Raw genomic sequence first — 21,398 nt, 5'->3', positions numbered from 1 at the left:
GGCTCAGCATGGATTCCGGCCTGCGCCGGAATGACATGGTTATTCGCCGCCAACGGCTGTCAGCTGGCGCTTTCGACGCGGTTGCGGCCCTTGCGCTTGGCGCGGTACAGGGCCAGGTCGGCGGCGTGCAGCAGATCGTCCAACGCCGCCTGCGGGCCGCTGGCGCTGGCCACGCCAAAGCTGGCGGTCACGCGCAGAATGTGGCCATCGGCCAGCGTCAGCGAGGTGTCGGCAATCGCCTGGCGCAGGCGTTCCGCCAGCAGGCAGGCCTGCTCCTGCGTGCAGTGCGACGGCATGACCACGAACTCCTCGCCACCATGGCGCGCCAGTATTCCACCATCGCGCAACTGATCGCGCACCACCGCCGCCACCTGGATCAAAACCTGGTCGCCGGCCTCGTGGCCATGCGTATCGTTGACCGATTTGAAGTGGTCGATATCGAACAGCAGCACCGACAGCGACTCGTCCTGCTCATGCGCGCGGCGCAGCCGCTGGTTGCCGGCCTTGGTGAACGCGCGGCGATTCAGGATGCCGGTCAGGTAATCGGTATCGGCGCGCCGCCGCAGCTCCTCGATCAGGTGCTGACGCTCCATCTCCAGCTGCTGGCGCTCGATGCTGTTGGTGCGCAGCGTCGACAGCGCGCGCAGCATGTCGCCGATTTCGTCGCGCCGTTGCATGCCGCCGGGATCGCGCGAGTAGTCGCCATCACCGAGGCGGATCACCGCGCGCGTGGCGCGCAGCAGCGGCAGGATCACGCGCCGGCGCACGATCAGCATCAGCAGGGTCAGCGCCAGCAGGATCGCCACGCCGGACAGGCAGGCGATGATCAACTCGCGCCGCGCGTGCTCGTGATCGCGCTGGGCCTGGGCCTGCGCCTCGCCCAGCAACTCGTCGCGCAGCGCCAGGATAGGCGTCATGGTTGGCACGTAGCGTTGCGCGAACTGGCCGGTATCCATGCCGTAATCGCGGCCATCGCGGCTGGCCTGCTCGATCTCCGTCACCAGCCGCAGGCCGGCGCCGAAGAACACCTCGTCCATGCGCGCGATCACCGGCGCCAGGGTGGCCGCGTTGTCGCCGCCAAGGCGTTGTATCTGCTGGCGCAGTTGGGCGATGCGGCCGCGCAGCGTTTGCAGTTGCTCGTACTGTTCAAGCTCCAGTGGCCGCCGCATGGCCAGCGGCACCGTCAGCACGGAGCCGAGCCGGCCGGCGTATTCGCGCAGCTCCACCGCGTAGCGCGCCTTGATCAGCGTGCGCGAGATGCGCGGGTAGGCGCGCTCGGAAGCGAAGGTGTAGCCGGTCACCGCGTCCTGCGCCAGCGGCACCAGCGCGAACATCTGGTTGACCGCCTCGGTCAGCTGTTCAGGCGTGCGCGCTGCGGGCGGCGATGCCGCCAGTTGATCGATGGTGCCGCGCGCCGCCGCCAGCGCGCGGTAAAGCGGCGCCATCTCCACCGGACGTGGGGCGCCAAGGTCGATCTGCAGCTCGCGCTCCAGCTGCAGCAGCGCGAGGTCGGTGGCGGCACGCGCGCGCAACAGCCCTTCGCGCCGCGCCGGGTCGGCCGGCTCCCGCTCGCCCAGCACGGCGTTGACCGGTCCGCGCTCGAACGACAGCTTTTCGGCCGCCACCATGGCGCGCTGGGTCAGGCGCAGCGCTTGCAGGCCGGTGTCGGTGGCCTCGTAGCGGCGCCAAGCGTCGCGCGTGATGTGGGCCAGCATGCCCACCACCAGCAACGCCAGGACGGCGGTGGACGCGGTGAGCAGGCGAGAGAGTTTCATGAAAATAGTTGAAGACTTTTACTAGCAGCAATATGCCACAAAGCCAGCGCCAGCGGGGAGAAAGCGGCTGCGGATGGGGCGCTGATGGTACAATGCCGCCCTCGCGTCGCGGCCTCTGGCTGGACAGGATGCCAAGTTTGAATGATTACTATCGAGGGAATAAGATGTCTATGCAACGAATGATGCTGCGTTCCAAGCTGCACCGCGTGACGGTGACGCAGGCCGACCTGAACTATGAGGGTTCCTGCGGTATCGACGTGGACCTGCTGGAAGCTGCGGATATCAAGGTCAACGAATACATCGAACTGTACAACGTGAACAACGGCGAGCGCTTCGCCACCTACGCCATCGCCGGCAAGCGCGGCAGCGGCGAGATTTCGCTGAACGGCGCGGCCGCCCGCAAGGCGCAGCTGGGCGACCTGCTGATCATCTGCACTTATGGCCCGATGAGCGAAGAGGCCGTCGAGACCCACGTGCCGAAGCTGGTGTTCGTCGACGAGAACAACAAGATCAAGAGCATCAAGAAGTAATTCCCCACCGGCTGGCGGCGCCACCCGCGCCGCCGCCGCGCCCTCCCGTCACCGATTCCCACTCACACTAGGTTTCGAAATGCTACGTACACGTTCCTCTGACAAGTTAGGGGCCTGAATGATGAGGTTTGTTGCGTTCGCGTTTCTTCTACTTGCGACTGGCGGGGTGTTCGCGCAGTCTGGCGCGTCGTATAAATTAGATTGGAATGTAAAGGGCCAGGAACTGATCTATCGCTCTTGCGGTTGCGCCGATTCCTGCTGGGTTGCGGAAGTCCGCAGCCTCAGGCAGAAGAAGCGCGTCGTCGCCGCGCTTCGATGCGACTGTGAGAAGCTTTACTTCTCAGATGCCGCCGGCAAGGAGAGGATGGTTTCCGAAAGCTGTGCCGCGTTCGACGCAGAGGGCAAGATGGACTTGATCTCAAAGCGTCTCAAGGAGCTTCAGTCGCAAGCGGACAGCAAATGAGGTGGATGGTTGAAACTGTTCTTTTTCATCCTGTATTTTTCGGCGGCATGCGCCGCCGCGGCTGAGCCAGTTTTTTGGTCGAAGACTGAAGCCGAGTTGACGAGGACTATGCCGGCGCCAGCTGGTTTGATTCAACACGTTTTGAGTGGGGAGGATGAGAACGACAGGCGTCTGCTCCATGAATGCATGCGGGAGCAGGATCTGAAGAAGGGCCAGGAGGCGGCGCTCTTCTTGATCGCGCCGCTAACTGTCAGCAGGGATGCTCAAAAAGCGTACTTCGTGCGCCCCGCGCTCAAGCCTTACTGTTCCGCGTTTTATGGTGCGCACCTGTTCCGGTATTGGCTCGTCACGCGGAATGCGACAGGAAAGGGCGCTGCGTACCGAACCATTTTCAAGAGCGGAAGTGACGGGGTTGGGGTGCTGCCTTCCAGCGCAAATGGTTATAACGATCTACTTGTTTACAGCCACAACGCCCTGTCACAGTATTGGGTGGTGCTGAAGTTCGATGGCCGCGAATATAAAGAAGCGAGTTGCGAGAAGAAGGATTTTCAAGAAGAAGTTAATAGCCGTCATTCCCGCGCAGGCGGGAATCCATGCTGAACTTATGACCATGCGCCCTATGGATTCCCGCCTGCGCGGGAATGACGGTTCATCAGTTTGTGGTCGAAAAAGGCTTACCCTAAGGCGGACAACTCGCGTTACTTGCTGCCATCCTGCCGCAGCAGCTGCGACATGTATTGCGGCGTGATGCCCAGGAAGGATGCCACCACTTTCTGCGAGATGCGCTGCTCCAGCCCCGGGTACTCGCGGCGGAAGGCGTTCAGGCGCCCCTGCGCCGGCGAGGCGTTCAGGTACAGGCGGCGGCTTTGCTCGATGATGCTGCACTGGGCCGCGGCCAGGTAGTAGTCGCGCAACTGGCTGTTGGCCTGGTACAGCGCGCTCACTTCCGCCCAGTCGAGGCGGTAGCCGTGGATGGCGGTCTCGGCCACGACGAAGTTCATCGCCGGCAGCGCATCGCGGGAACGCAACAGGTCGTCATGGGCGGCCACCGGCTCGCCGTCGGTCTGGAAGTGCAGCGTGACTTCGTTGCCGGACTCGGTGATGAAGCCGGTGCGCGCGACGCCGCTGTGCAGCCAGTGCACGTATTGCGCCGGCACGCCGATGCGCTGCAGGTACTCGCCCTTGCGCATGCTGAAGGGCGTGGCCAGCGGCGCCAGCAGGCGCGAGGCTTCGTCGTACAGTTCGGGCGTCACGCCGTAGCGGCGGGACACGGCTTCGCGGTATTTGGCGCGGTGTTCTAGGAATGCGTTGCTCATGACTCAGTGGTTTAGGCGTACGGGTGGCCGAACGGATAATGTTGTATTTTAAATCCCGCTATGTAAACGGCCGTACAAAAGCGAATCCGAAAGTGTAAACCTTTTCACACGCGGTGGCGCAATAATTGTTGCGGATTAGAATGCAAATTAAAAATATATTTCAACCTTAAAATAGTTGAACAAGCGTTGAAGGCGTGCCGCAGCCCATCGGTTGGCGTTACTATTGAAGAACAATTCGATAAGGGGGACCGGCATGAAAATCTCTGATCTCAGCATCGGCAGGCGGATGTCGTTTGGCTTCACGGTCATTCTCGCCATCCTGATCTTCAACACCGGCCTCGGCATTTATCGCCTGCAGGGCGTGGCCGACTCCACCCGCGCCATGATGGACCTGCCGCTGGCCAAGGAGCGCCTGATCTCGGACTGGTACCGCATGGTGTATTCCGGCATCCGCCGTACCACGGCGGTGGCCAAGAGCGCCGACCCCTCGCTGGCCACCTTCTTCGCCGAGGAGGCCAAGACCGCCACCGCCTACTCGCAGGGCCTGATCAAGAAGATCGAGGAGCTCGCCAACGAGGGCGACAAGCAGCTGATGGCCGAGCTGGTGGAGACGCGCAAGATCTACGTCAGCTCGCGCGACGGCCTGATGAAGGCCAAGGCGGCCGGCGACGCCGCCGAGGCCACGCGCCTGCTGGAGCAGGTCTACCTGCCGTCGTCCAAGGTGTACGAGGGCATGCTGCAACGCATACTCGACCACCAGCGCAAGGAGATCGACGCGGCCGCGCGGAAGATCGAGGACGTGGCCGAGAGCAGCCGCAATCAACTGGTGTTGCTGGCCGTGCTGGTGGTGGCGTTTGGCGTGGCGTTCGCGTGGTGGCTGACCACCGGCATCACCCGTCCGATCAACGAGGCGGTGGCGCTGGCCGAGTGCGTGGCCGGGGGCGACCTGGTCGACCACAGCCACCGCGCGCCCGGCGATTACAGCAAGGATGAGCCGGGCAAGCTGCTGCATGCGCTGAACCGCATGTCGAGCGGACTGGTGCGCATCGTCAGCGACGTGCGCAGCGGCACCGACACCATCACCACCGCGTCCTCGGAGATCGCGGCCGGCAACCTCGACCTGTCGACCCGCACCGAGCAGCAGGCCAGCTCGCTGGAGGAGACGGCGTCGTCGATGGAGCAGCTGACCAGCACCGTCAAGCAGAACGCCGAGAACGCGCGCCAGGCCAACCAGCTGGCGGCCAGCGCGGCCGAGGTGGCGCAGCGCGGCGGCGCGGTGGTGTCGGACGTGGTGCAGACCATGGCCTCGATCGACGCCTCGTCCAAGAAGATCGTCGACATCATCGGCGTGATCGACAGCATCGCCTTCCAGACCAATATCCTCGCGCTGAACGCGGCGGTGGAGGCGGCGCGCGCCGGCGAGCAGGGGCGCGGCTTCGCGGTGGTGGCGTCGGAGGTGCGCAACCTGGCGCAGCGCTCGGCCGGCGCGGCCCGCGAGATCAAGGCGCTGATCGACGATTCGGTGGGGAAGGTGGAGGCCGGCACGCGGCTGGTGGGACAGGCCGGCGGCACCATGGACGAGGTGGTGGCCAGCATCCAGCGCGTGACCGCCATCGTGGGTGAGATCAGCAACGCCAGCGTCGAGCAGACGCATGGCATCGAGCAGATCAACCAGGCGATTTCACAGATGGATCATGTGACGCAGCAGAACGCCGCGCTGGTCGAGCAGGCCGCGGCGGCGGCCGGCTCGATGCAGGAGCAGGCCGCCAGGCTGGCCGGCGCGGTCAGCATCTTCAAGCTGGAAGACAACGCGCGCCGGCCGGCCAGGGCCCTGCTGGCTTAGTCGGCCTTGCCGATGAAGCGGTAGACCGCCGCGCCCAGCAGCGCGCCGGCGATCGGCGCCACCCAGAACAGCCACAGCTGGCCGACCGCCCAGTCGCCCACGTACAGGGCGACGGCGGTGCTGCGCGCCGGGTTGACCGAGGTGTTGGTGACCGGGATCGAGATCAGGTGGATCAGCGTCAGCGCGAAGCCGATCGGCAGCGGCGCGAAGCCCTTCGGCGCGCGCGCGTCGGTGGCGCCCAGGATCACCAGCAGGAACATCATGGTCATCACCACTTCCGTCACCAGCGCGGCGGTCAGCGAGTAGCCGCCCGGCGAGTGTTCGCCGTAGCCGTTGGAGGCGAAGCCGGCGCTGACGTCGAAGCCGGCCTTGCCGCTGGCGATCAGGTACAGCACGCCGCCGGCCACGATGCCGCCCAACACTTGCGACACGATGTAAGGCAGCAGCTGATTGGCCGGGAAGCGGCCGCCGGCCCACAGGCCGATCGATACCGCCGGGTTGAGGTGGCAGCCCGAGATGTGGCCGATGGCGTACGCCATGGTCAGCACCGTCAGGCCGAACGCCAGCGATACGCCATGCAGGCCGATGCCCACGCCGGGGAAGGCCGCCGCCAGCACGGCGCTGCCGCAACCGCCGAGCACCAGCCAGAACGTACCAAAGAATTCCGCACCATACTGTTTCATTTCATCTCCAAAGTTCAATTGCGCAATTTGCAATATTGGTAATTTACCCGCGGAAATGAAAAAAGTCGAGTGCATCTTCGCGCGCGTGTCACCGGCACCGATGTCCGCCTGATGCAGTTGCGCAACTGGCGGGCTATTTTGCGCATGCCATCGGCAACTACAGATACAATGGATTTGCCCGCCACAACGCGGCGCGCGTGTAGTTTGTCGAGAGACCGCAGGACTACAAACGAGGTGGCATCCAGTGAACAATCCAAGTATTGTGGGTGGCAAAATGCTAGTGCCTGTCGGCCTCGCCGGCGCGGGCGCTTTGGGGACGGTGGCCGCGGGCTGGAGCGCCTGGGGCTGGTACACACTGATCTGGGCGGCGCTGTTGCTGGGCGCGGCGTTCTGGCTCACGCGCGACAGCGGCTTCGGCACCGGCGGCGGCGCTGGCGACAACCGCATGATCGACGACTACCTGGCCGCGCGCGAGCGCTTCGGCGACGCGCTGCTGCCGGTGTGGTGCCGCCATATCGAAAACTCGCGCAGCCAGATGGAGGAGGCGGTGGCCGACCTGGCGTCGCGCTTCTCCAACATCGTCGACCGGCTCGACAACGCGGTGCACGTCTCCAGCGCCGATTGCGCCGGAGGGACTTCCATCACGGAAGTCTTCAGCCACAGCCAGACGCGGCTCGGTTCGGTGGTCAGCTCGATGAAGTCGGCCATGTCGTCCAAGCAGGCCATGCTGGCGCAGATCAAGGACCTGGAACGCTTCACGCGCGAGCTGCGCGGCATGGCCGAGGGCGTGGCCAGCATCGCCGCGCAAACCAATCTGCTGGCGCTGAACGCCGCCATCGAGGCGGCGCGCGCCGGCCCGGCCGGACGCGGCTTCGCGGTGGTGGCGCAGGAGGTGCGCCAGCTGTCGATGCGCTCGGCCGAGACCGGCAAGGAAATCACCAACCGCGTGGGCCTGATCAGCAGCGCCATCCTGGCCGCCAGCCAGGCCGCCGACCAATCGAGCGAGGCGGAGGACAAATCGATGTCCTCGGCCGAGGGCATGATCGACGCCGTGCTCAGCGAATTCCGCGAGATCACCGACGCGCTGGCGCAGCAGTCCGAGCAGCTCAAGCAGGAAAGCGTCGGCATCCAGGGCGAGGTCGGCGAGGCGCTGGTGCAGCTGCAGTTCCAGGACCGCGTGAGCCAGGTGATGGCGCACGTGCGCGACAACATGGAGCGCCTGCCGGCGCTGCTGCGCGAGAACCGCGACCGCTACGTCGCCAGCGGCGTGCTGGAGCCGCTCGATCCCGAGCGCCTGCTGCGCGAGCTGCAGAAGACCTACGCGATGGCGGAGGAGCACGCGGTGCATAGTGGCGTCAAACACGCGGCGCCGGCCGCCGCCGACGCCGACGAGATCACTTTTTTCTGAGGTGGACAAGACATGGCAAAAACCATCATGGTGGTCGATGATTCGGCCTCGCTGCGGCAAGTGGTCGGCATCGCGCTCAAGGGCGCGGGCTACGAGGTGATCGAAGGGCGCGACGGCGTCGACGCGCTGTCCAAGTGCACCGGCCAGAAAATTCATCTGGTGGTGTGCGACGTCAACATGCCCAACATGGACGGCATCACTTTCGTCAAGCAATTCAAGCAGCTGCCCAACTACAAGTTCACGCCGGTGATCATGCTGACCACCGAGTCGGCCGAGGGCAAGAAGGAGGAGGGCAAGGCGGCCGGCGCCAAGGCCTGGGTGGTCAAGCCGTTCAAGCCCGAGGTGCTGCTGGGCGCGGTGGCCAAGCTGGTCATGCCATAACCCGGGGAGGCGGCCATGGCGGATGAGATCAACCGGATTTCCCTCGACGGCGAGCTGACCATCTACCGCGCCGCCGATTTGAAGCTCACGGTGATGGAGGCGCTGCGCAAGGCGCGCGTGCTGGAAATCGATTTGTCGGGCGTGACCGAACTCGATACCGCCGGCCTGCAGGTGCTGATGCTGGCCAAGCAGGCGGCCGCCGCCGACCAGCGCGAGCTGCGGCTGTTGCAGCACAGCCCGGCCGTGGTGGAGATTTTTGAAATGCTGGACCTGGGCGCCTTCTTTGGCGACGCCGTGCTGATCCACGCTTGAGGGGAAAGCCATGAACCTGGACGAAGCGCTACAGACATTCATCGCCGAAAGCCGCGAACTGCTGGAGGAGATGGAGAACGCCCTGCTCAACGTCGACCTGGCCGGCGACCAGAGCGAGGCGATCAACGCCATCTTCCGCGCGGCCCACACCATCAAGGGCTCGGCCGGCCTGTTCAGCCTGGACCACATCGTGGCCTTCACCCATGTGGTGGAAAGCCTGCTGGACAAGGTACGCGACGGCAGCGTCACGCTCAACGATGAAATGGTGGTGCTGCTGTTGTCGTGCTGCGACTACCTGTCCGGCATGATCAACGGCCTGGCCGCCGGCCAGCACGAGCAGGACCCGGACACCGCGCCGGAAGGCGAGATGCTGCAGCAGCAGTTGCGCCGCCACATGGACGGCGAAGCGGCCCCGGCCGCGCCGGCCGCCGTCCCGGCGCTGCACGCCGGGCCCAGGGTGGAGCGCATCGACGCCGAGCGCGGCGACAGCGACTACTGGCACATCTCGCTGCGCTTCGGCCGCGGCGTGCTGCAGAACGGGATGGACCCGATCGCCTTCCTGCGCTACCTGGGCAAGCTGGGCCGCGTGGTCGGCATCGCCACCGTGCCGGACGCCCTGCCGCCGCCCGATGAAATGGACGCCGAGCTGTGCTACCTCGGCTTCGAGATCTCCTTCGACAGCGAGGCCGACCGCGACGCCATCGCCGGCGTGTTCGAGTTCGTGCAGGACGACTGCGAGATCCGCATCATCCCGCCGCACAGCAAGGTGTCGGAATACGTCAACCTGATCCGCGCCTTGCCGGAGCAGCGCGCGCGCCTGGGCGAGATGCTGGTCCGCTGCGGCAGCGTGACCCAGCAGGAGCTGGACGGCGCGCTGCAGCGGCAAGCGAACCGCGACCAGCTGCCGCAGGACGCGCCGGTCCAGCAGCTGGGCAGCATCCTGGTCGGCGCCGGCAACGTGGCGCCGGTGGTGGTGGAGGCGGCGCTGGCCAAGCAAAAGCAGGTCAGCGAGCAAAAGGCGCAGGAGAGCCGCTCGATCCGGGTCGACTCCGACAAGCTGGACAGGCTGATCGACCTCGTGGGCGAGCTGATCATCGCCGGCGCGCGCGCCAATATGATCGGCCAGAACCTCCACAACGCCGAGCTGCTGGAATGCACCTCCATCCTCACCAGCCTGGTGGAGGACGTGCGCGACGCCGCGCTGGAACTGCGCATGGTGAAGATCGGCGCCACCTTCAACCGCTTCCAGCGCGTGGTGCACGACGTGGCGCGCGAGCTGGGCAAGGACATCGGCCTGATCGTGGACGGCGAGGATTCCGAGCTCGACAAGACCGTGGTGGAGAAGATCGGCGACCCGCTGATGCACCTGGTGCGCAACGCCATGGACCACGGCATCGAGCCGGCCGAGGCGCGGCTGGCGGCCGGCAAGCCGGCCAAGGGCATGATCAAGCTGAACGCGTTCCATGAATCGGGCAGCATCGTGATCGAGGTGAGCGACGACGGCGGCGGCCTGCGCAAGGAAAAAATCCTCGCCAAGGCCATCGAGCGCGGGCTGGTCGACCCCGAGCGCAAGCTGAGCGACAGCGAAATCTACAACCTGATCTTCGAGGCCGGTTTTTCCACCGCCGAGAAGATCACCAACCTGTCCGGGCGCGGCGTCGGCATGGACGTGGTCAAGCGCAACATCCAGGCGCTGCGCGGCAGCGTGGACGTCGGCAGCAGGGAGGGGCAGGGCACCACCGTCACCGTGCGCCTGCCGCTGACGCTGGCCATCATCGACGGCTTCCTGGTGCAGGTGGGGGCGTCGGTGTTCGTGATCCCGCTCGACATGATCGAGGAATGCATCGAGTACGCCACCGAGCCGGGGCAGGACTACACCAACCTGCGCGGCCAGGTGCTGCCGCTGGTGCGGCTGCGCTCCCTGTTCCGCATCGCCGGCGCGGCCACGCGGCGCGAGAGCATCGTGGTGCTCAAGTTCGGCACCCAGCGCGCCGGGCTGGTGGTGGACACGCTGCTGGGCGAATTCCAGACCGTGATCAAGCCGCTCAGCCCCATGTTCAGCGAAGTCAAATGCATCAGCGGCTCCACCATCCTGGGCAGCGGCGAGGTGGCGCTGATCCTGGACGTGGCCGCCCTGATGCGCACGGTGGGCGGCAAGGGCGCCTTGTCGCTGGCCGCATAGAAAAAGGAAGACCATGAGCACCGCCATCAACGCCAATGTCGTCACCTACGGAAGCAGCGCCCTGGACGCGCTGCAAAGCGGCGCCGCGCTGCCCAGCCAGTTCCTGACCTTCATGCTGGGCGAGGAGCAGTACGCGGTCGGCATCCTGCACATCAAGGAAATCATCGAGTACGGCAGCCTGGCCACGGTGCCGATGATGCCGGACTGCGTGCGCGGCGTGATCAACCTGCGCGGCGCGGTGGTGCCGGTGATGGATTTGTCGGCCCGCTTCGGCCGCGGGCAGAGCGCGATCGGCAAGCGCAGTTGCATCGTCATCGTGGAAACCGCCGGCGCGGAGGAGGATGACAAGGGCAAGCAGGTGCTGGGCATGCTGGTGGACGCGGTCAACGCGGTGGTGGAGATCGCCGCCGCCGACATCGAGCCGGCGCCCGCGTTCGGCACCCGCATCCGTCCCGACTTCATCGCCGGCATGGGCAAGCGCATGGACAAGGATCGCGGCCGCTTCGTGATCCTGCTCGACATCGAGCGCGTGCTGTCGAGCGAGGAGATCGTCGACATGGCGCGCGGCACCGCCGCCGCCGTCGCCTAGGCAAGGCGGTGCCCCATGCCCGTGGCCATGATCACCGAGCGCGAGTTCATGCAGTTCCAGCGCTTCATCTACGATGCGGCGGGCATCACCATGGCCAACGGCAAGCAGGCGCTGGTCAGCGGCCGGCTGGCCAAGCGGCTGGCGCACTATCAGTTGAACAGCTACGGCGACTACCTGCGCCTGCTGGAAAGCCGCGCCCAGCCGGCCGAGCTGCAGGTGGCGGTCGACCTGCTGACCACCAACGAGACCTACTTCTTCCGCGAACCCAAGCACTTCGCGCTGCTGCGCGACCTGGCGCAGGACGCGCGCGACAAGAACCGCACGCTGCGCGTGTGGAGCGCGGCCAGCTCCAGCGGCGAGGAGCCGTACAGCATCGCCATGGTGCTGGCCGACGTGATGGGCATCGATGGCGCGTGGGAGGTGCTGGGCACCGACATCAGCACCCGCGTGCTGCAGCGCGCGCGCAGCGGCCACTATCCGATCGAGCGCGCGGCGCAGATGCCGCAGGCTTACCTCAAGCGTTTTTGCCTCAAGGGCCAGGGCAGCGAGGCCGGCACCCTGCTGATCGAGCGCGGCCTGCGCCAGCGCGTGCAGTTCCAGCACCTGAACCTGAACGCGCCGCTGCCGCGGATCGGCAGCTTCGACGTGATCTTCCTGCGCAACGTGATGATTTACTTCAGCCTGGAAACCAAGCGCCAGGTGGTGGCGCGCCTGCTGGCGCAGCTGCGCCCCGGCGGCTATTTCCTGATCGGCCATTCGGAAACGCTGAACGATATCAACGACAGCCTGGCCGCCGTGGCGCCTTCGATTTATCGCAAGCCATGAGCGAAAAGCTGATCGACATCTTCCTGATGCCGGGCGATTACTTCGTCGGCGACGCCCAGTACCGCGTGCGCACGCTGCTGGGTTCCTGCGTCTCGATCACGCTGTGGCATCCGGGCCTGCGCATCGGCGCCATGTCGCACTTCCTGCTGCCCGGCCATGGCCGCCGCAGGGCCGACCGTCCGGCCGACAAGCCGGGCATGTACGGCGCCGACGCCATGCAGTTGCTGCTGGACGGGTTGGCGCGCCAGGGCGTGCCGCTGGCCCAGTGCCAGGGCAAGATTTTCGGCGGCGCCAATATGTTCCCGCGCAGCGCGCGCGGCCGGGTGCGCGACATCGGCGCCCAGAACGGCGACTTCGCGCGCGCGCTGCTGCAGCAGCATGGCATACACGTGGTGTCCGAGAGCCTGTTCGGCGAAGGCCACCGTCAACTGATCTTCACCATCCGCAGCGGCGAGGTGCTGAGCCGCCAGGTTCCGCCGGAGCCGGGATGGGGCAACGCGGGAGCAAGGACCCACGCATGAGCGCTATCAAGGTCATGATCGTCGACGACTCCGCCGTGGTGCGGCAGGTGCTGAGCGCCCTGCTCAACGCGGCGCCCGGCATCACCGTCACCCACGCGGTGGCCAACCCGCTGCTGGCGATGGAACGCATGAAGACGCAGTGGCCGGACGTGCTGGTGCTGGACGTGGAAATGCCCAAGATGGACGGCATCACCTTCCTGCGCAAGCTGATGGCGGAGCGACCGACGCCGGTGGTGATCTGCTCGACGTTGACCGAGAAGGGCGCGCAGACCTCGGTGGAGGCGCTGACCGCCGGCGCGGTGGCCATCATCACCAAGCCGCGCCTGGACCTCAAGCAGTTCCTGCACGACAGCGCGGACGAACTGGTGTCGGCGGTGCGGGCGGCGTCCGGCGCCCACGTCGGCAAGCTGGCCAACCGCCCGGCGCCGCCGCCGGTCACCGCCAAGCTGAACGCCGACGCCGTGCTGCCGCCGGAGAACGTGCGGCCGATGACCGCCACCACCGAGCGTGTGGTGGCGATCGGCACCTCCACCGGCGGCACCCAGGCGCTGGAGGAGGTGCTGACGGCGCTGCCGCGCGTCTCGCCCGGCATCGTGGTGGTGCAGCACATGCCGGAGAAGTTCACCGCCGCCTTCGCGTCGCGGCTGGACAGCGTGTGCGAGGTGCGCGTCAAGGAGGCGGCCAACAACGACCGCGTGCTGCAGGGGCAGGTGCTGATCGCGCCCGGCGGCAAGCACATGCTGTTGCGCCGCAACGGCGCGCAATACTTCGTGGAGGTGGTGGACGGTCCGCTGGTCAACCGCCACCGGCCTTCGGTGGACGTGCTGTTCCGCTCCGCCGCGCGCGCGGCCGGCGCCAACGCGCTGGGCGTGATCATGACCGGCATGGGCGACGACGGCGCGGCCGGCCTGCTGGAGATGCTCAAGGCCGGCGCGCGCACGGTGGCGCAGGATGAGGCCAGCTGCGTGGTGTATGGCATGCCCAAGGAGGCGGTGAAACGGGGCGGCGTCGAGAAGTCGGTGCCGCTGAACGCGATCTATCGCGAAATCCTGCAGCAGCTGCAGTATTGATCATGACCTCCACGCCCGCCATCGCCCCCATCGCCGCCGCGCCGCCGTGGAGCGGCCGCCGCGTGCTGGTGGTGGAGGACAGCGTGGTGCAGCGCGGCTACCTGGTCGGCCTGCTGCGCCAGCTGGACTTCGGCGAGATCCTCGAGGCCGGCGACGGCAACGAGGCCTTGCGGGTGCTGGAGGCGCAGGCCGCGCCGCTGTTCCTGGTGCTGACCGATCTTGAAATGCCGGGCATGGACGGCATCGAGCTCACTTGCCAGCTGCGCGAACGGCGCCTGACGGAAAACCTGATCGTGGTCAGCGCGCGCGATCCGCGCCTGCTGGAGATCATCGAGAACATGGCGTGCGAGGACGCCGCCATCGGCCTGCTGGGCACTTTGCTCAAGCCGGTGCAGCTGGAATCGCTGTCGCAGCTGCTGTGCAAGGCCGAGGGACGTCCCAGCGATTGCGCGCCGTCCGCGCCGCCGCCGCCGCACGCCTCGCTGGAGGAGATCGCGCAGGCGTTGGGGCGGCGCGAGTTCGTGCCCTTCTTCCAGCCCAAGGTGGCGATGCGGAACGGCCAGCTGAAAGGCGTGGAGGCGCTGGCGCGCTGGAAGCATCCGCGGCGCGGCGTGCTGCCGCCGCCGCACTTCATCGACGCGCTGGAGGGCACGCCGCTGATGGCCGACTTCACGCTCGGCATGGTGCATCACGTGCTGGAGCGGATACTGGCCTGGCAAAGCCATGGCCTGCCGCCGCTGACGGTGTCGGTCAACCTGTCGGCCGACAACCTGGCCGACCGCGGCTTCATCGACCGCCTGATGGCGCAGGTCTCGGCCTCCGGCGTGACGCCGGCCGCGCTGGTGTGGGAGGTCACCGAGACCAGCGTGATGCGCCAGCTGTCGCAGGCGCTGACCAACCTGGGGCGCCTGCGGCTGGCCGGCTACGGGCTGGCGATGGACGATTTCGGCATCGGTTACTCATCGATGCAGCAGTTCGCGCGCTGCCCGTTCACGGAACTGAAGATCGACCGCGCCTTCGTCAACGGCGCGGCGCAGTGGCCGAACCGCCACAAGGTGCTGAAAAGCGCGCTCGACCTGGGCCAGAGCCTGGGCGTGGCCACGGTGGCCGAGGGCGTGGAAAAGGTGGAAGACTGGAAGCTGTTGCGCGACCTCGGTTGCGACATGGCGCAGGGCTATTTGCTGGCCAAACCCATGCCGGCCGAAGAGCTGGTGGGGTGGATCCGTCAGGACAGGCGCAGGCTGCGCGCGCTGGCGGGCGAATAAGAACGACAACCACGGTGGGAGGGGATGTTCATGCTGTCGACGTTGCAGGTGCGAACCAAGATTTTGATTTTGCTGGCGGTGGCCGTGGCGGCCTTGCTGACGGTGATGCTGATCGCGTTTTCGGGTTTGAAAACGCAGGGGGAAATGCTGGCGGAAATCGGCCGGAACCGCATGCCCTCGGTGCAGGCGCTGCAAGTCATCAACGAAGGCCAGACCGCGATCCGCTCGGCCAGCCGCGCGATCGACGCCATGGCGCTGTATCCCGACGACCAGGCCAATATCGCGCATGAGCTCAAGCGCAAGCAGGAGGGGTGGGAGCGCATCGACAAGGCGTGGAAGATCTACGATCCGCTGCCGCAGACCAAGGAGGAAGAGGCGCTGTGGAGCACCTTCGTCAAGCAGTGGGATGCGTGGAAACAGCGCGACGCCGCCCTGACCGATCTGGCCGGGCAGATACTGCGCGCCGATGCGGCGAAACGCAAGGAGTTGTTTGCCACCATGCACAGCGCCATCAAGGACAACAGCGCGGTGTTTCACGACGCGGAGGCCAGCTTGAACAAGCTGGTGGCGCTGAACGTGCAGTATGGCGATGAGGCGGTGAGCACCGCCGACGCGGCGTCGGCCAAGGCGCTCAATGCGATGTATCTCTCGTCCGGCATCGCGCTGGCGCTGCTGGTGGCGATCGGATTGTTCATCCTGCGCGGCATCATGCGGCAGCTGGGCGGCGATCCGTCGTACGCGGCCGACATCGTGCGCCAGGTGGCGGATGGCGACCTGACGGCGGAGGTGGCGCTCAAGGCCGGCGACACCGGCAGCCTGCTGGCGGCGATGAAGGGCATGATCGAGAAGCTGTCGCACGTGGTGCAGGAGGTGAACAACGGCGCGGAGGCATTGGCCTCGGCCTCGGAGGAGGTGAGCGCCACCGCGCAGTCGCTGTCGCAGGCCGCCAGCGAGCAGGCCGCCGGCACCGAGCAGACCAGCGCCTCGGTCGAGCAGATGACCGCCTCGATCGCGCAGAACACCGAGAACGCCAAGGTCACCGACGGCATCGCCAGCAAGGCCGCGCTGGAGGCGGCGGAGGGCGGCGAGGCGGTCAAGTCGACGGTGGCGGCGATGCAGCAGATCGCCAAGAAGATCAGCATCATCGACGACATCGCCTACCAGACCAATCTGCTGGCGTTGAACGCGGCCATCGAGGCGGCGCGCGCCGGCGAGCATGGCAAGGGCTTCGCGGTGGTGGCGGCCGAGGTGCGCAAGCTGGCCGAGCGCAGCCAGGTGGCGGCGCAGGAGATCGAGCAGGTGGCGTCGAGCAGCGTCGAGCTGGCGGAGAAGGCCGGCCAGCTGCTGGACGAGATGGTGCCGAACATCCGCCGCACCTCCAACCTGGTGCAGGAGATCACGGCGGCGTCCGAGGAGCAGTCGGCCGGCGTCGGCCAGATCAACGCGGCCGTGACGCAGCTGAGCCAGACCACGCAGCAGAACGCGTCCAGCTCCGAGGAGCTGGCGGCGACGGCGGAAGAGATGAGCGGCCAGGCCGAGCAACTGCAGCACACCATGTCCTTCTTCAAGCTGGCCGGCGGCTCGCACGCGGTGCGTTCGCCGGTGCGGCACAAGCCCGGGCGCACCGGCCGCAAGCCGGGCGCTCCCGCCGGCGCGCTGGCCGGACGGCGCATGAACGAGATGAGCGAACCGGACGAAGCGAACTTCGTCAAATTCTAGCGGGGGTGTAGCCATGACTGCCTTGACCGTAGCCGATCCACCCGTGCCGCAGCAGCAAGCGGCATCGGCGCAGTACCTCAGCTTCATGCTGGGGCAGGACATGTTCGCGATGGGGATACTGGCGGTGCGCGAGATCCTGGAATACGCCGGCGTGACGCCGGTGCCGCAGATGCCGCCGTCCATCAGCGGCGTGATCAACCTGCGCGGCACGGCGGTGCCGGTGCTGGACCTGGCGCGCCGGCTGGGGCGCGAGCCGTCCGCCATCGGCAAGCGCACCTGCATCATCGTGGTGGAGGTGGAGGGCGATGATGGGCCGTTCGTGATCGGCATCCTGGTCGATGCCGTCAACGCCGTGCTGGAGATCCTCGCCACCGACATCGAGCCGGCGCCGCGCTTCGGCGCGGTCACGGCCGACCTGTTGAACGGCATCGGCAAGGTGCAGGGACGCTTTGTCCTGTTGTTGAACGTGCGGCACGTGGTATCGACCTTGCACCTGCAAGAATTCGTAGCGCAAATCCACTAGGGAGACCATCATGTTCTCAACTATTACAGTCAGGACCAAGATCCTGGCGCTGATCGGCGTCGCCGTGCTGGCGCTGTTGCTGGTGGTGCTGATCGCCTTGCAGGGGCTGAAAAAGCAAGGCGAGATGCTCAAAGAGATCGGCGAGAACCGCATGCCGTCGGTGCAGGCGCTGATGGCCATCAACGAGGGCAAGACCAGCATCCGTTCGGCCAACCGCGCCGCCGATGCGCTCATCATGTATCCCGAGGACAGCGCGGAAATCGCCCAGCAGATCAAGCGCCGCGGCGAAATCTTCGCGGAGATCGACCATGCCTGGAAAATCTACGAACCGCTGCCGCAGACCAGCGAGGAGGCGGTGGTGTGGAAGCAGTTCGTCAAGGCCTGGGATACCTGGCGCCAGAAGGACGCCGAATTCGGCAGCCTGCTGACGCAGATCCAGGGCGCCGACATCGGCAAGCGCAAGGAGCTGTTCATCACGCTGCACAAGGTCTTGGCCGACAACCGCCCGGCCTTCCGCGAGGTGGAGGCGTTGGGCGACAAGTTGGTCGACATGAACGTCAAGTATGGCGACGACGCGGTCAAGGAGGCCGAGGCCGCGTCGGCGGCCGCCACCTCGCGCATGTACACCGCGGCCGCCGTGGCGCTGGCGCTGCTGGTGGCGATCGGATTGTTCATCCTGCGCGGCATCATGAAACAGCTGGGCGGCGATCCGTCGTACGCGGCCGACATCGTGCGCCAGGTGGCGGATGGCGACCTGCGTGCCGAGGTGGCGCTCAAGGCCGGCGACACCGGCAGCCTGCTGGCGGCGATGAAGGGCATGATCGAGAAGCTGTCGCACGTGGTGCAGGAGGTGAACAACGGCGCCGAGGCGCTGGCCTCGGCCTCGGAGGAGGTGAGCGCCACCGCGCAGTCGCTGTCGCAGGCCGCCAGCGAGCAGGCCGCCGGCACCGAGCAGACCAGCGCCTCGGTCGAGCAGATGACGGCCTCGATCGCGCAGAACACCGAGAACGCCAAGGTCACCGACGGCATCGCCAGCAAGGCCGCGCTGGAAGCGGCGGAGGGCGGCGAGGCGGTCAAGTCGACGGTGGCGGCGATGCAGCAGATCGCCAAGAAGATCAGCATCATCGACGACATCGCCTACCAGACCAATCTGCTGGCGTTGAACGCGGCCATCGAGGCGGCGCGCGCCGGCGAGCATGGCAAGGGCTTCGCGGTGGTGGCGGCGGAAGTGCGCAAGCTGGCCGAGCGCAGCCAGGTGGCGGCGCAGGAGATCGAGCAGGTGGCGTCGAGCAGCGTCGAGCTGGCGGAGAAGGCCGGCCAGCTGCTGGACGAGATGGTGCCGAACATCCGCCGCACCTCCAACCTGGTGCAGGAGATCACGGCGGCGTCGGAGGAGCAGTCGGCCGGCGTCGGCCAGATCAACGCGGCCGTGACGCAGCTGAGCCAGACCACGCAGCAGAACGCGTCCAGCTCCGAGGAGCTGGCGGCGACGGCGGAAGAGATGAGCGGCCAGGCCGAGCAACTGCAGCAGGCGATGTCGTTCTTCAAGCTGGCCGGCGCGGGCTACAAGCCGCAGGTGGCGACGCCGGCACGCCGGCCGGCCAGGCCGACACGCCTGGGCGGCGCCGTGACCACCCGGCGCATGGCGGAAATGAGCGACCCCGATGAGGCCAATTTCACCAAGTTTTGACAAGGACGCGTAATGCATTGGAAGACCTGGGCCGTGGCGCTGCCGCTGGCGGCATTGTTGGCGCCACAAGCTGCGGCGGCCGCGCGCGGACCGTTGCGTATTCTTGGCTCGGACGCCGTGCCGCTGTTCTTCGTGCGCGACGGTACGGTCACGGGTTTTTGCGCCGAGGTGGTGCGGGAGATCCAGCGCCGCATCGGCGACCGCACGCCGATCGAGGTGGTGCCGTGGGTGCGCGCCTACCGCACCGCGCTGTCCGGCGAGAACGTCATGCTGGCCTGCCCGAAGCGACCCCCCGCGCGCGAGGCGAAGTTCAAGTGGGTGGGGCCGGTGATGGAGACCCACACTTATCTGTACGCGCTGCGCGGCGCCGGGCTGCACCTGCGGACGCTGGACGACGCGCGCACGCTGGACGGCATCCTGCTGCCGCGCGAATTCTATTCCTATGAATATCTGGCGCAGGCCGGGTTCACCAATCTGGAGCCGGTCGGCACCTCGCGCATCATGTTGACCATGCTGCTGGCCGGCCGCCGCCAGGCCATGGTGACCGATCGCGAGCAGTTGCCGGCCCTGCTGGCGCAGGCGAAAGTGTCGCCCGGCACGGTGGTGCCGGTACTGTTCCTGATGAACATCCGGAGCTACCTGACCTTCCCGCCGGACACGCCGGACACCCAGGTGGCGCCGTGGCAGAAGGCGCTCGACAGCATGAAGCAGGACGGCAGTTTCGCGCGCCTGACCAGGCGCTGGCTGCACCGTTAGTTTTGGTGAGAATTAGGTCCCAATATTGGTTCACAATGCTATGGAGGAGGACGCGCCATGTTCAAACGGATGAAAATGGAGACCCGGCTGCATGCGGGGTTCGGCGGCATCGTGCTGCTGGTGATACTGCTGGGCGTCATCGCCTTTGCCAAGCTGACGGCCTTGCACGATCACTGGAGCGATTTCGAAAGCGTCACGCTGGCGCGCAAGAACGCCGTGCTGGAAGGCGTGACGGCGCACGGGCGCGCGGTGCGTCACTTCAAGAATTACATCCTGCGCGGGCCGGACAGCAATGCCCAGTTCCGCGCCGAGCTGGCGATGATCGACAAGGAGATGGGGCTCTACCGTGACGCCGGGCCGCTGACGCCGGAGGAGCAGGTGCTGCTGGGCGAGGTGCAGGCCGGCGTCAAGAGCTATGAGCACAGCATGACGCAGCTGGAGGCCATGCACGACAAGGGCATGACGGCGCTGGAGATGGACAAGAACATCAAGGGCGCCGACGAGGCCATCGCCTCCGCCTTCCGCAAGCTGCTCAAGGTGAACGAGGCCGAGACCCAGCGCGAATCGCTGGCCATGCGCCAGGTGACCGACTCCGCCAAGCAGATGATCCTGGCGGTGGACGTGGTGATCGCCATCGCCGGCTGTGTGCTGGCGGTGTGGATCACGCGCAGCCTGTCGGGCATCGTGCGCGAGGTGCAGATGGTGGTGAGCAGCCTGTCGGGCGCCTCGCAGGAGGTGAGCGCGACGGCGCAATCGCTGTCGCAGGCGTCCAGCGAGCAGGCCGCCGGCGTGGAGGAGACCAGCGCCTCGATCGAGCAGATGACGGCCTCCATCGCGCAGAATACCGAGAACGCCAAGGTCACCGACGGCATCGCCACCCAGGCGGCGCTGGGGGCCGGGCGCGGCGGCGAGGTGGTGAAGGCCACCGCGTCGGCCATGAAGCAGATCGCCGGCAAGATCGGCATCATCGACGATATCGCCTACCAGACCAACCTGCTGGCGTTGAACGCGGCCATCGAGGCGGCGCGCGCCGGCGAGCATGGCAAGGGCTTCGCGGTGGTGGCGGCCGAGGTGCGCAAGCTGGCCGAGCGCAGCCAGGTGGCGGCGCAGGAAATCAGCGAGGTGGCGGCCGACAGCGTGAAACTGGCCGAGCAGGCCGGCGAAATGTTCGACGAGCTGGCGCCGAACATCCGCAAGACCTCGGACCTGGTGCAGGAGATCGCGGCGGCGTCGGAAGAGCAGAGCTCCGGCGTGCGGCAGATTAACAGCGCGGTGAGCCAGTTGAGCGAGACCACGCAGGTCAACGCGGCCAGTTCGGAAGAGCTGGCGGCCACCGCGGAAGAGATGAGCGCCCAGGCCGATCAGCTGCGGCGGCTGATGGCGGTGTTCAAGCAGTACGCCGTGGCGGACGAGGGGCCGCGCGTGACGGCGCGGCGGCCGGCGGCGCTGAAGCCCGCCGCCGCCGGCCGGCCGGCGCGCAACATCGGTCTGGCGACCGACGGCGCGCCGGATGAAACCAAGTTCACGCGCTTTTGAACCAAGGTTTG

21 protein-coding genes are annotated in these 21,398 nt (G+C 66.6%); 18 read left to right on the top strand and 3 right to left on the bottom strand.

The window, feature by feature from the left end:
- Positions 1-59: 59 nt before the first annotated feature.
- A complete protein-coding gene (locus FHW83_RS08830) occupies positions 60-1,775 on the bottom strand; it encodes a diguanylate cyclase (protein ID WP_176645967.1) in 1,716 nt (571 codons plus the stop codon).
- Between the two features lie 170 nt (positions 1,776-1,945).
- On the opposite strand from FHW83_RS08830, the gene panD reads away from it, so the two are divergent.
- From panD to FHW83_RS08815, 3 genes are all read left to right on the top strand, one after another.
- Positions 1,946-2,305 carry an aspartate 1-decarboxylase gene (panD, locus tag FHW83_RS08825; RefSeq protein ID WP_155465275.1) on the top strand — a complete coding sequence of 120 codons (360 nt, stop codon included), beginning with the start codon at positions 1,946-1,948 and terminating at the stop codon, positions 2,303-2,305.
- 118 nt (positions 2,306-2,423) lie between these two features.
- A complete protein-coding gene (locus FHW83_RS08820) occupies positions 2,424-2,768 on the top strand; it encodes a hypothetical protein (RefSeq protein WP_176645966.1) in 345 nt (114 codons plus the stop codon).
- 9 nt (positions 2,769-2,777) lie between these two features.
- Positions 2,778-3,368, top strand: a complete 591-nt coding sequence (locus FHW83_RS08815) for a hypothetical protein (RefSeq protein WP_176645965.1) — start codon at positions 2,778-2,780, stop codon at positions 3,366-3,368.
- A gap of 98 nt (positions 3,369-3,466) precedes the next feature.
- On the opposite strand, the gene FHW83_RS08810 is transcribed toward FHW83_RS08815, so the two are convergent.
- Positions 3,467-4,084: a Crp/Fnr family transcriptional regulator gene (locus FHW83_RS08810; protein WP_229224088.1), complete on the bottom strand. Its 618-nt coding sequence runs from the start codon at positions 4,082-4,084 to the stop codon at positions 3,467-3,469.
- A gap of 253 nt (positions 4,085-4,337) precedes the next feature.
- Between FHW83_RS08810 and FHW83_RS08805 the strand changes: the two genes are divergently transcribed.
- On the top strand, positions 4,338-5,927 hold the full coding sequence (locus tag FHW83_RS08805) for a methyl-accepting chemotaxis protein (protein WP_176645964.1): 1,590 nt from the start codon (positions 4,338-4,340) through the stop codon (positions 5,925-5,927).
- On the opposite strand, the gene aqpZ is transcribed toward FHW83_RS08805, so the two are convergent.
- Complete coding sequence (gene aqpZ, locus FHW83_RS08800) at positions 5,924-6,610, bottom strand: aquaporin Z (protein ID WP_176645963.1); 687 nt, start codon at positions 6,608-6,610, stop codon at positions 5,924-5,926. The two genes, FHW83_RS08805 and aqpZ, sit on opposite strands and share 4 nt — an antisense overlap.
- A gap of 274 nt (positions 6,611-6,884) precedes the next feature.
- Here aqpZ and FHW83_RS08795 point away from each other — a divergent pair, with 274 nt between their 5' ends.
- Genes FHW83_RS08795 through FHW83_RS08730 form a run of 14 tightly spaced genes read left to right on the top strand, consistent with a single transcriptional unit; the run spans position 6,885 to position 21,387 of the window.
- On the top strand, positions 6,885-8,018 hold the full coding sequence (locus tag FHW83_RS08795) for a methyl-accepting chemotaxis protein (protein ID WP_176645962.1): 1,134 nt from the start codon (positions 6,885-6,887) through the stop codon (positions 8,016-8,018).
- Between the two features lie 12 nt (positions 8,019-8,030).
- Positions 8,031-8,399 (top strand): response regulator, encoded by a 369-nt coding sequence (locus FHW83_RS08790; RefSeq protein ID WP_176645961.1) that lies wholly within the window; start codon positions 8,031-8,033, stop codon positions 8,397-8,399.
- A 15-nt stretch (positions 8,400-8,414) separates the two neighbouring features.
- The gene (locus tag FHW83_RS08785; RefSeq protein ID WP_176645960.1) at positions 8,415-8,711 is read left to right on the top strand and encodes a lipid asymmetry maintenance protein MlaB; all 297 of its coding nucleotides are present in this window, start codon (positions 8,415-8,417) and stop codon (positions 8,709-8,711) included.
- A gap of 10 nt (positions 8,712-8,721) precedes the next feature.
- Complete coding sequence (locus FHW83_RS08780) at positions 8,722-10,893, top strand: chemotaxis protein CheA (protein WP_176645959.1); 2,172 nt, start codon at positions 8,722-8,724, stop codon at positions 10,891-10,893.
- A gap of 13 nt (positions 10,894-10,906) precedes the next feature.
- Positions 10,907-11,482 (top strand): chemotaxis protein CheW, encoded by a 576-nt coding sequence (locus FHW83_RS08775; protein ID WP_176645958.1) that lies wholly within the window; start codon positions 10,907-10,909, stop codon positions 11,480-11,482.
- A gap of 15 nt (positions 11,483-11,497) precedes the next feature.
- Positions 11,498-12,307 carry a protein-glutamate O-methyltransferase CheR gene (locus FHW83_RS08770; RefSeq protein ID WP_176645957.1) on the top strand — a complete coding sequence of 270 codons (810 nt, stop codon included), beginning with the start codon at positions 11,498-11,500 and terminating at the stop codon, positions 12,305-12,307.
- Positions 12,304-12,828, top strand: coding sequence for a chemotaxis protein CheD (locus FHW83_RS08765; protein ID WP_176645956.1), 525 nt, complete (start codon positions 12,304-12,306; stop codon positions 12,826-12,828). The genes FHW83_RS08770 and FHW83_RS08765 overlap by 4 nt, the downstream gene beginning before the upstream one ends.
- Positions 12,825-13,898, top strand: coding sequence for a chemotaxis response regulator protein-glutamate methylesterase (locus tag FHW83_RS08760; RefSeq protein WP_176645955.1), 1,074 nt, complete (start codon positions 12,825-12,827; stop codon positions 13,896-13,898). The genes FHW83_RS08765 and FHW83_RS08760 overlap by 4 nt, the downstream gene beginning before the upstream one ends.
- Positions 13,899-13,900: 2 nt before the next feature.
- Entirely contained in the window at positions 13,901-15,163 is a 1,263-nt protein-coding gene (locus FHW83_RS08755; RefSeq protein WP_176645954.1) for an EAL domain-containing protein, read from the top strand.
- Between the two features lie 30 nt (positions 15,164-15,193).
- Positions 15,194-16,882: a methyl-accepting chemotaxis protein gene (locus FHW83_RS08750; RefSeq protein WP_176645953.1), complete on the top strand. Its 1,689-nt coding sequence runs from the start codon at positions 15,194-15,196 to the stop codon at positions 16,880-16,882.
- 13 nt (positions 16,883-16,895) lie between these two features.
- Positions 16,896-17,405, top strand: coding sequence for a chemotaxis protein CheW (locus tag FHW83_RS08745; protein WP_176645952.1), 510 nt, complete (start codon positions 16,896-16,898; stop codon positions 17,403-17,405).
- 10 nt (positions 17,406-17,415) lie between these two features.
- Entirely contained in the window at positions 17,416-19,095 is a 1,680-nt protein-coding gene (locus FHW83_RS08740; RefSeq protein ID WP_176645951.1) for a methyl-accepting chemotaxis protein, read from the top strand.
- Positions 19,096-19,107: 12 nt separating this feature from the next.
- The gene (locus FHW83_RS08735) at positions 19,108-19,851 is read left to right on the top strand and encodes an ABC transporter substrate-binding protein (RefSeq protein WP_176645950.1); all 744 of its coding nucleotides are present in this window, start codon (positions 19,108-19,110) and stop codon (positions 19,849-19,851) included.
- A 57-nt stretch (positions 19,852-19,908) separates the two neighbouring features.
- On the top strand, positions 19,909-21,387 hold the full coding sequence (locus FHW83_RS08730; protein ID WP_176645949.1) for a methyl-accepting chemotaxis protein: 1,479 nt from the start codon (positions 19,909-19,911) through the stop codon (positions 21,385-21,387).
- Positions 21,388-21,398 lie beyond the last annotated feature (11 nt).

Origin of the sequence: Duganella sp. SG902 (genome assembly GCF_013376005.1) — a bacterium.
Classification (GTDB): domain Bacteria; phylum Pseudomonadota; class Gammaproteobacteria; order Burkholderiales; family Burkholderiaceae_D; genus Rugamonas.
The sequence above is the reverse complement of the archived record's forward strand: the minus strand, read 5'-3'. Positions and strand labels throughout refer to the sequence as shown.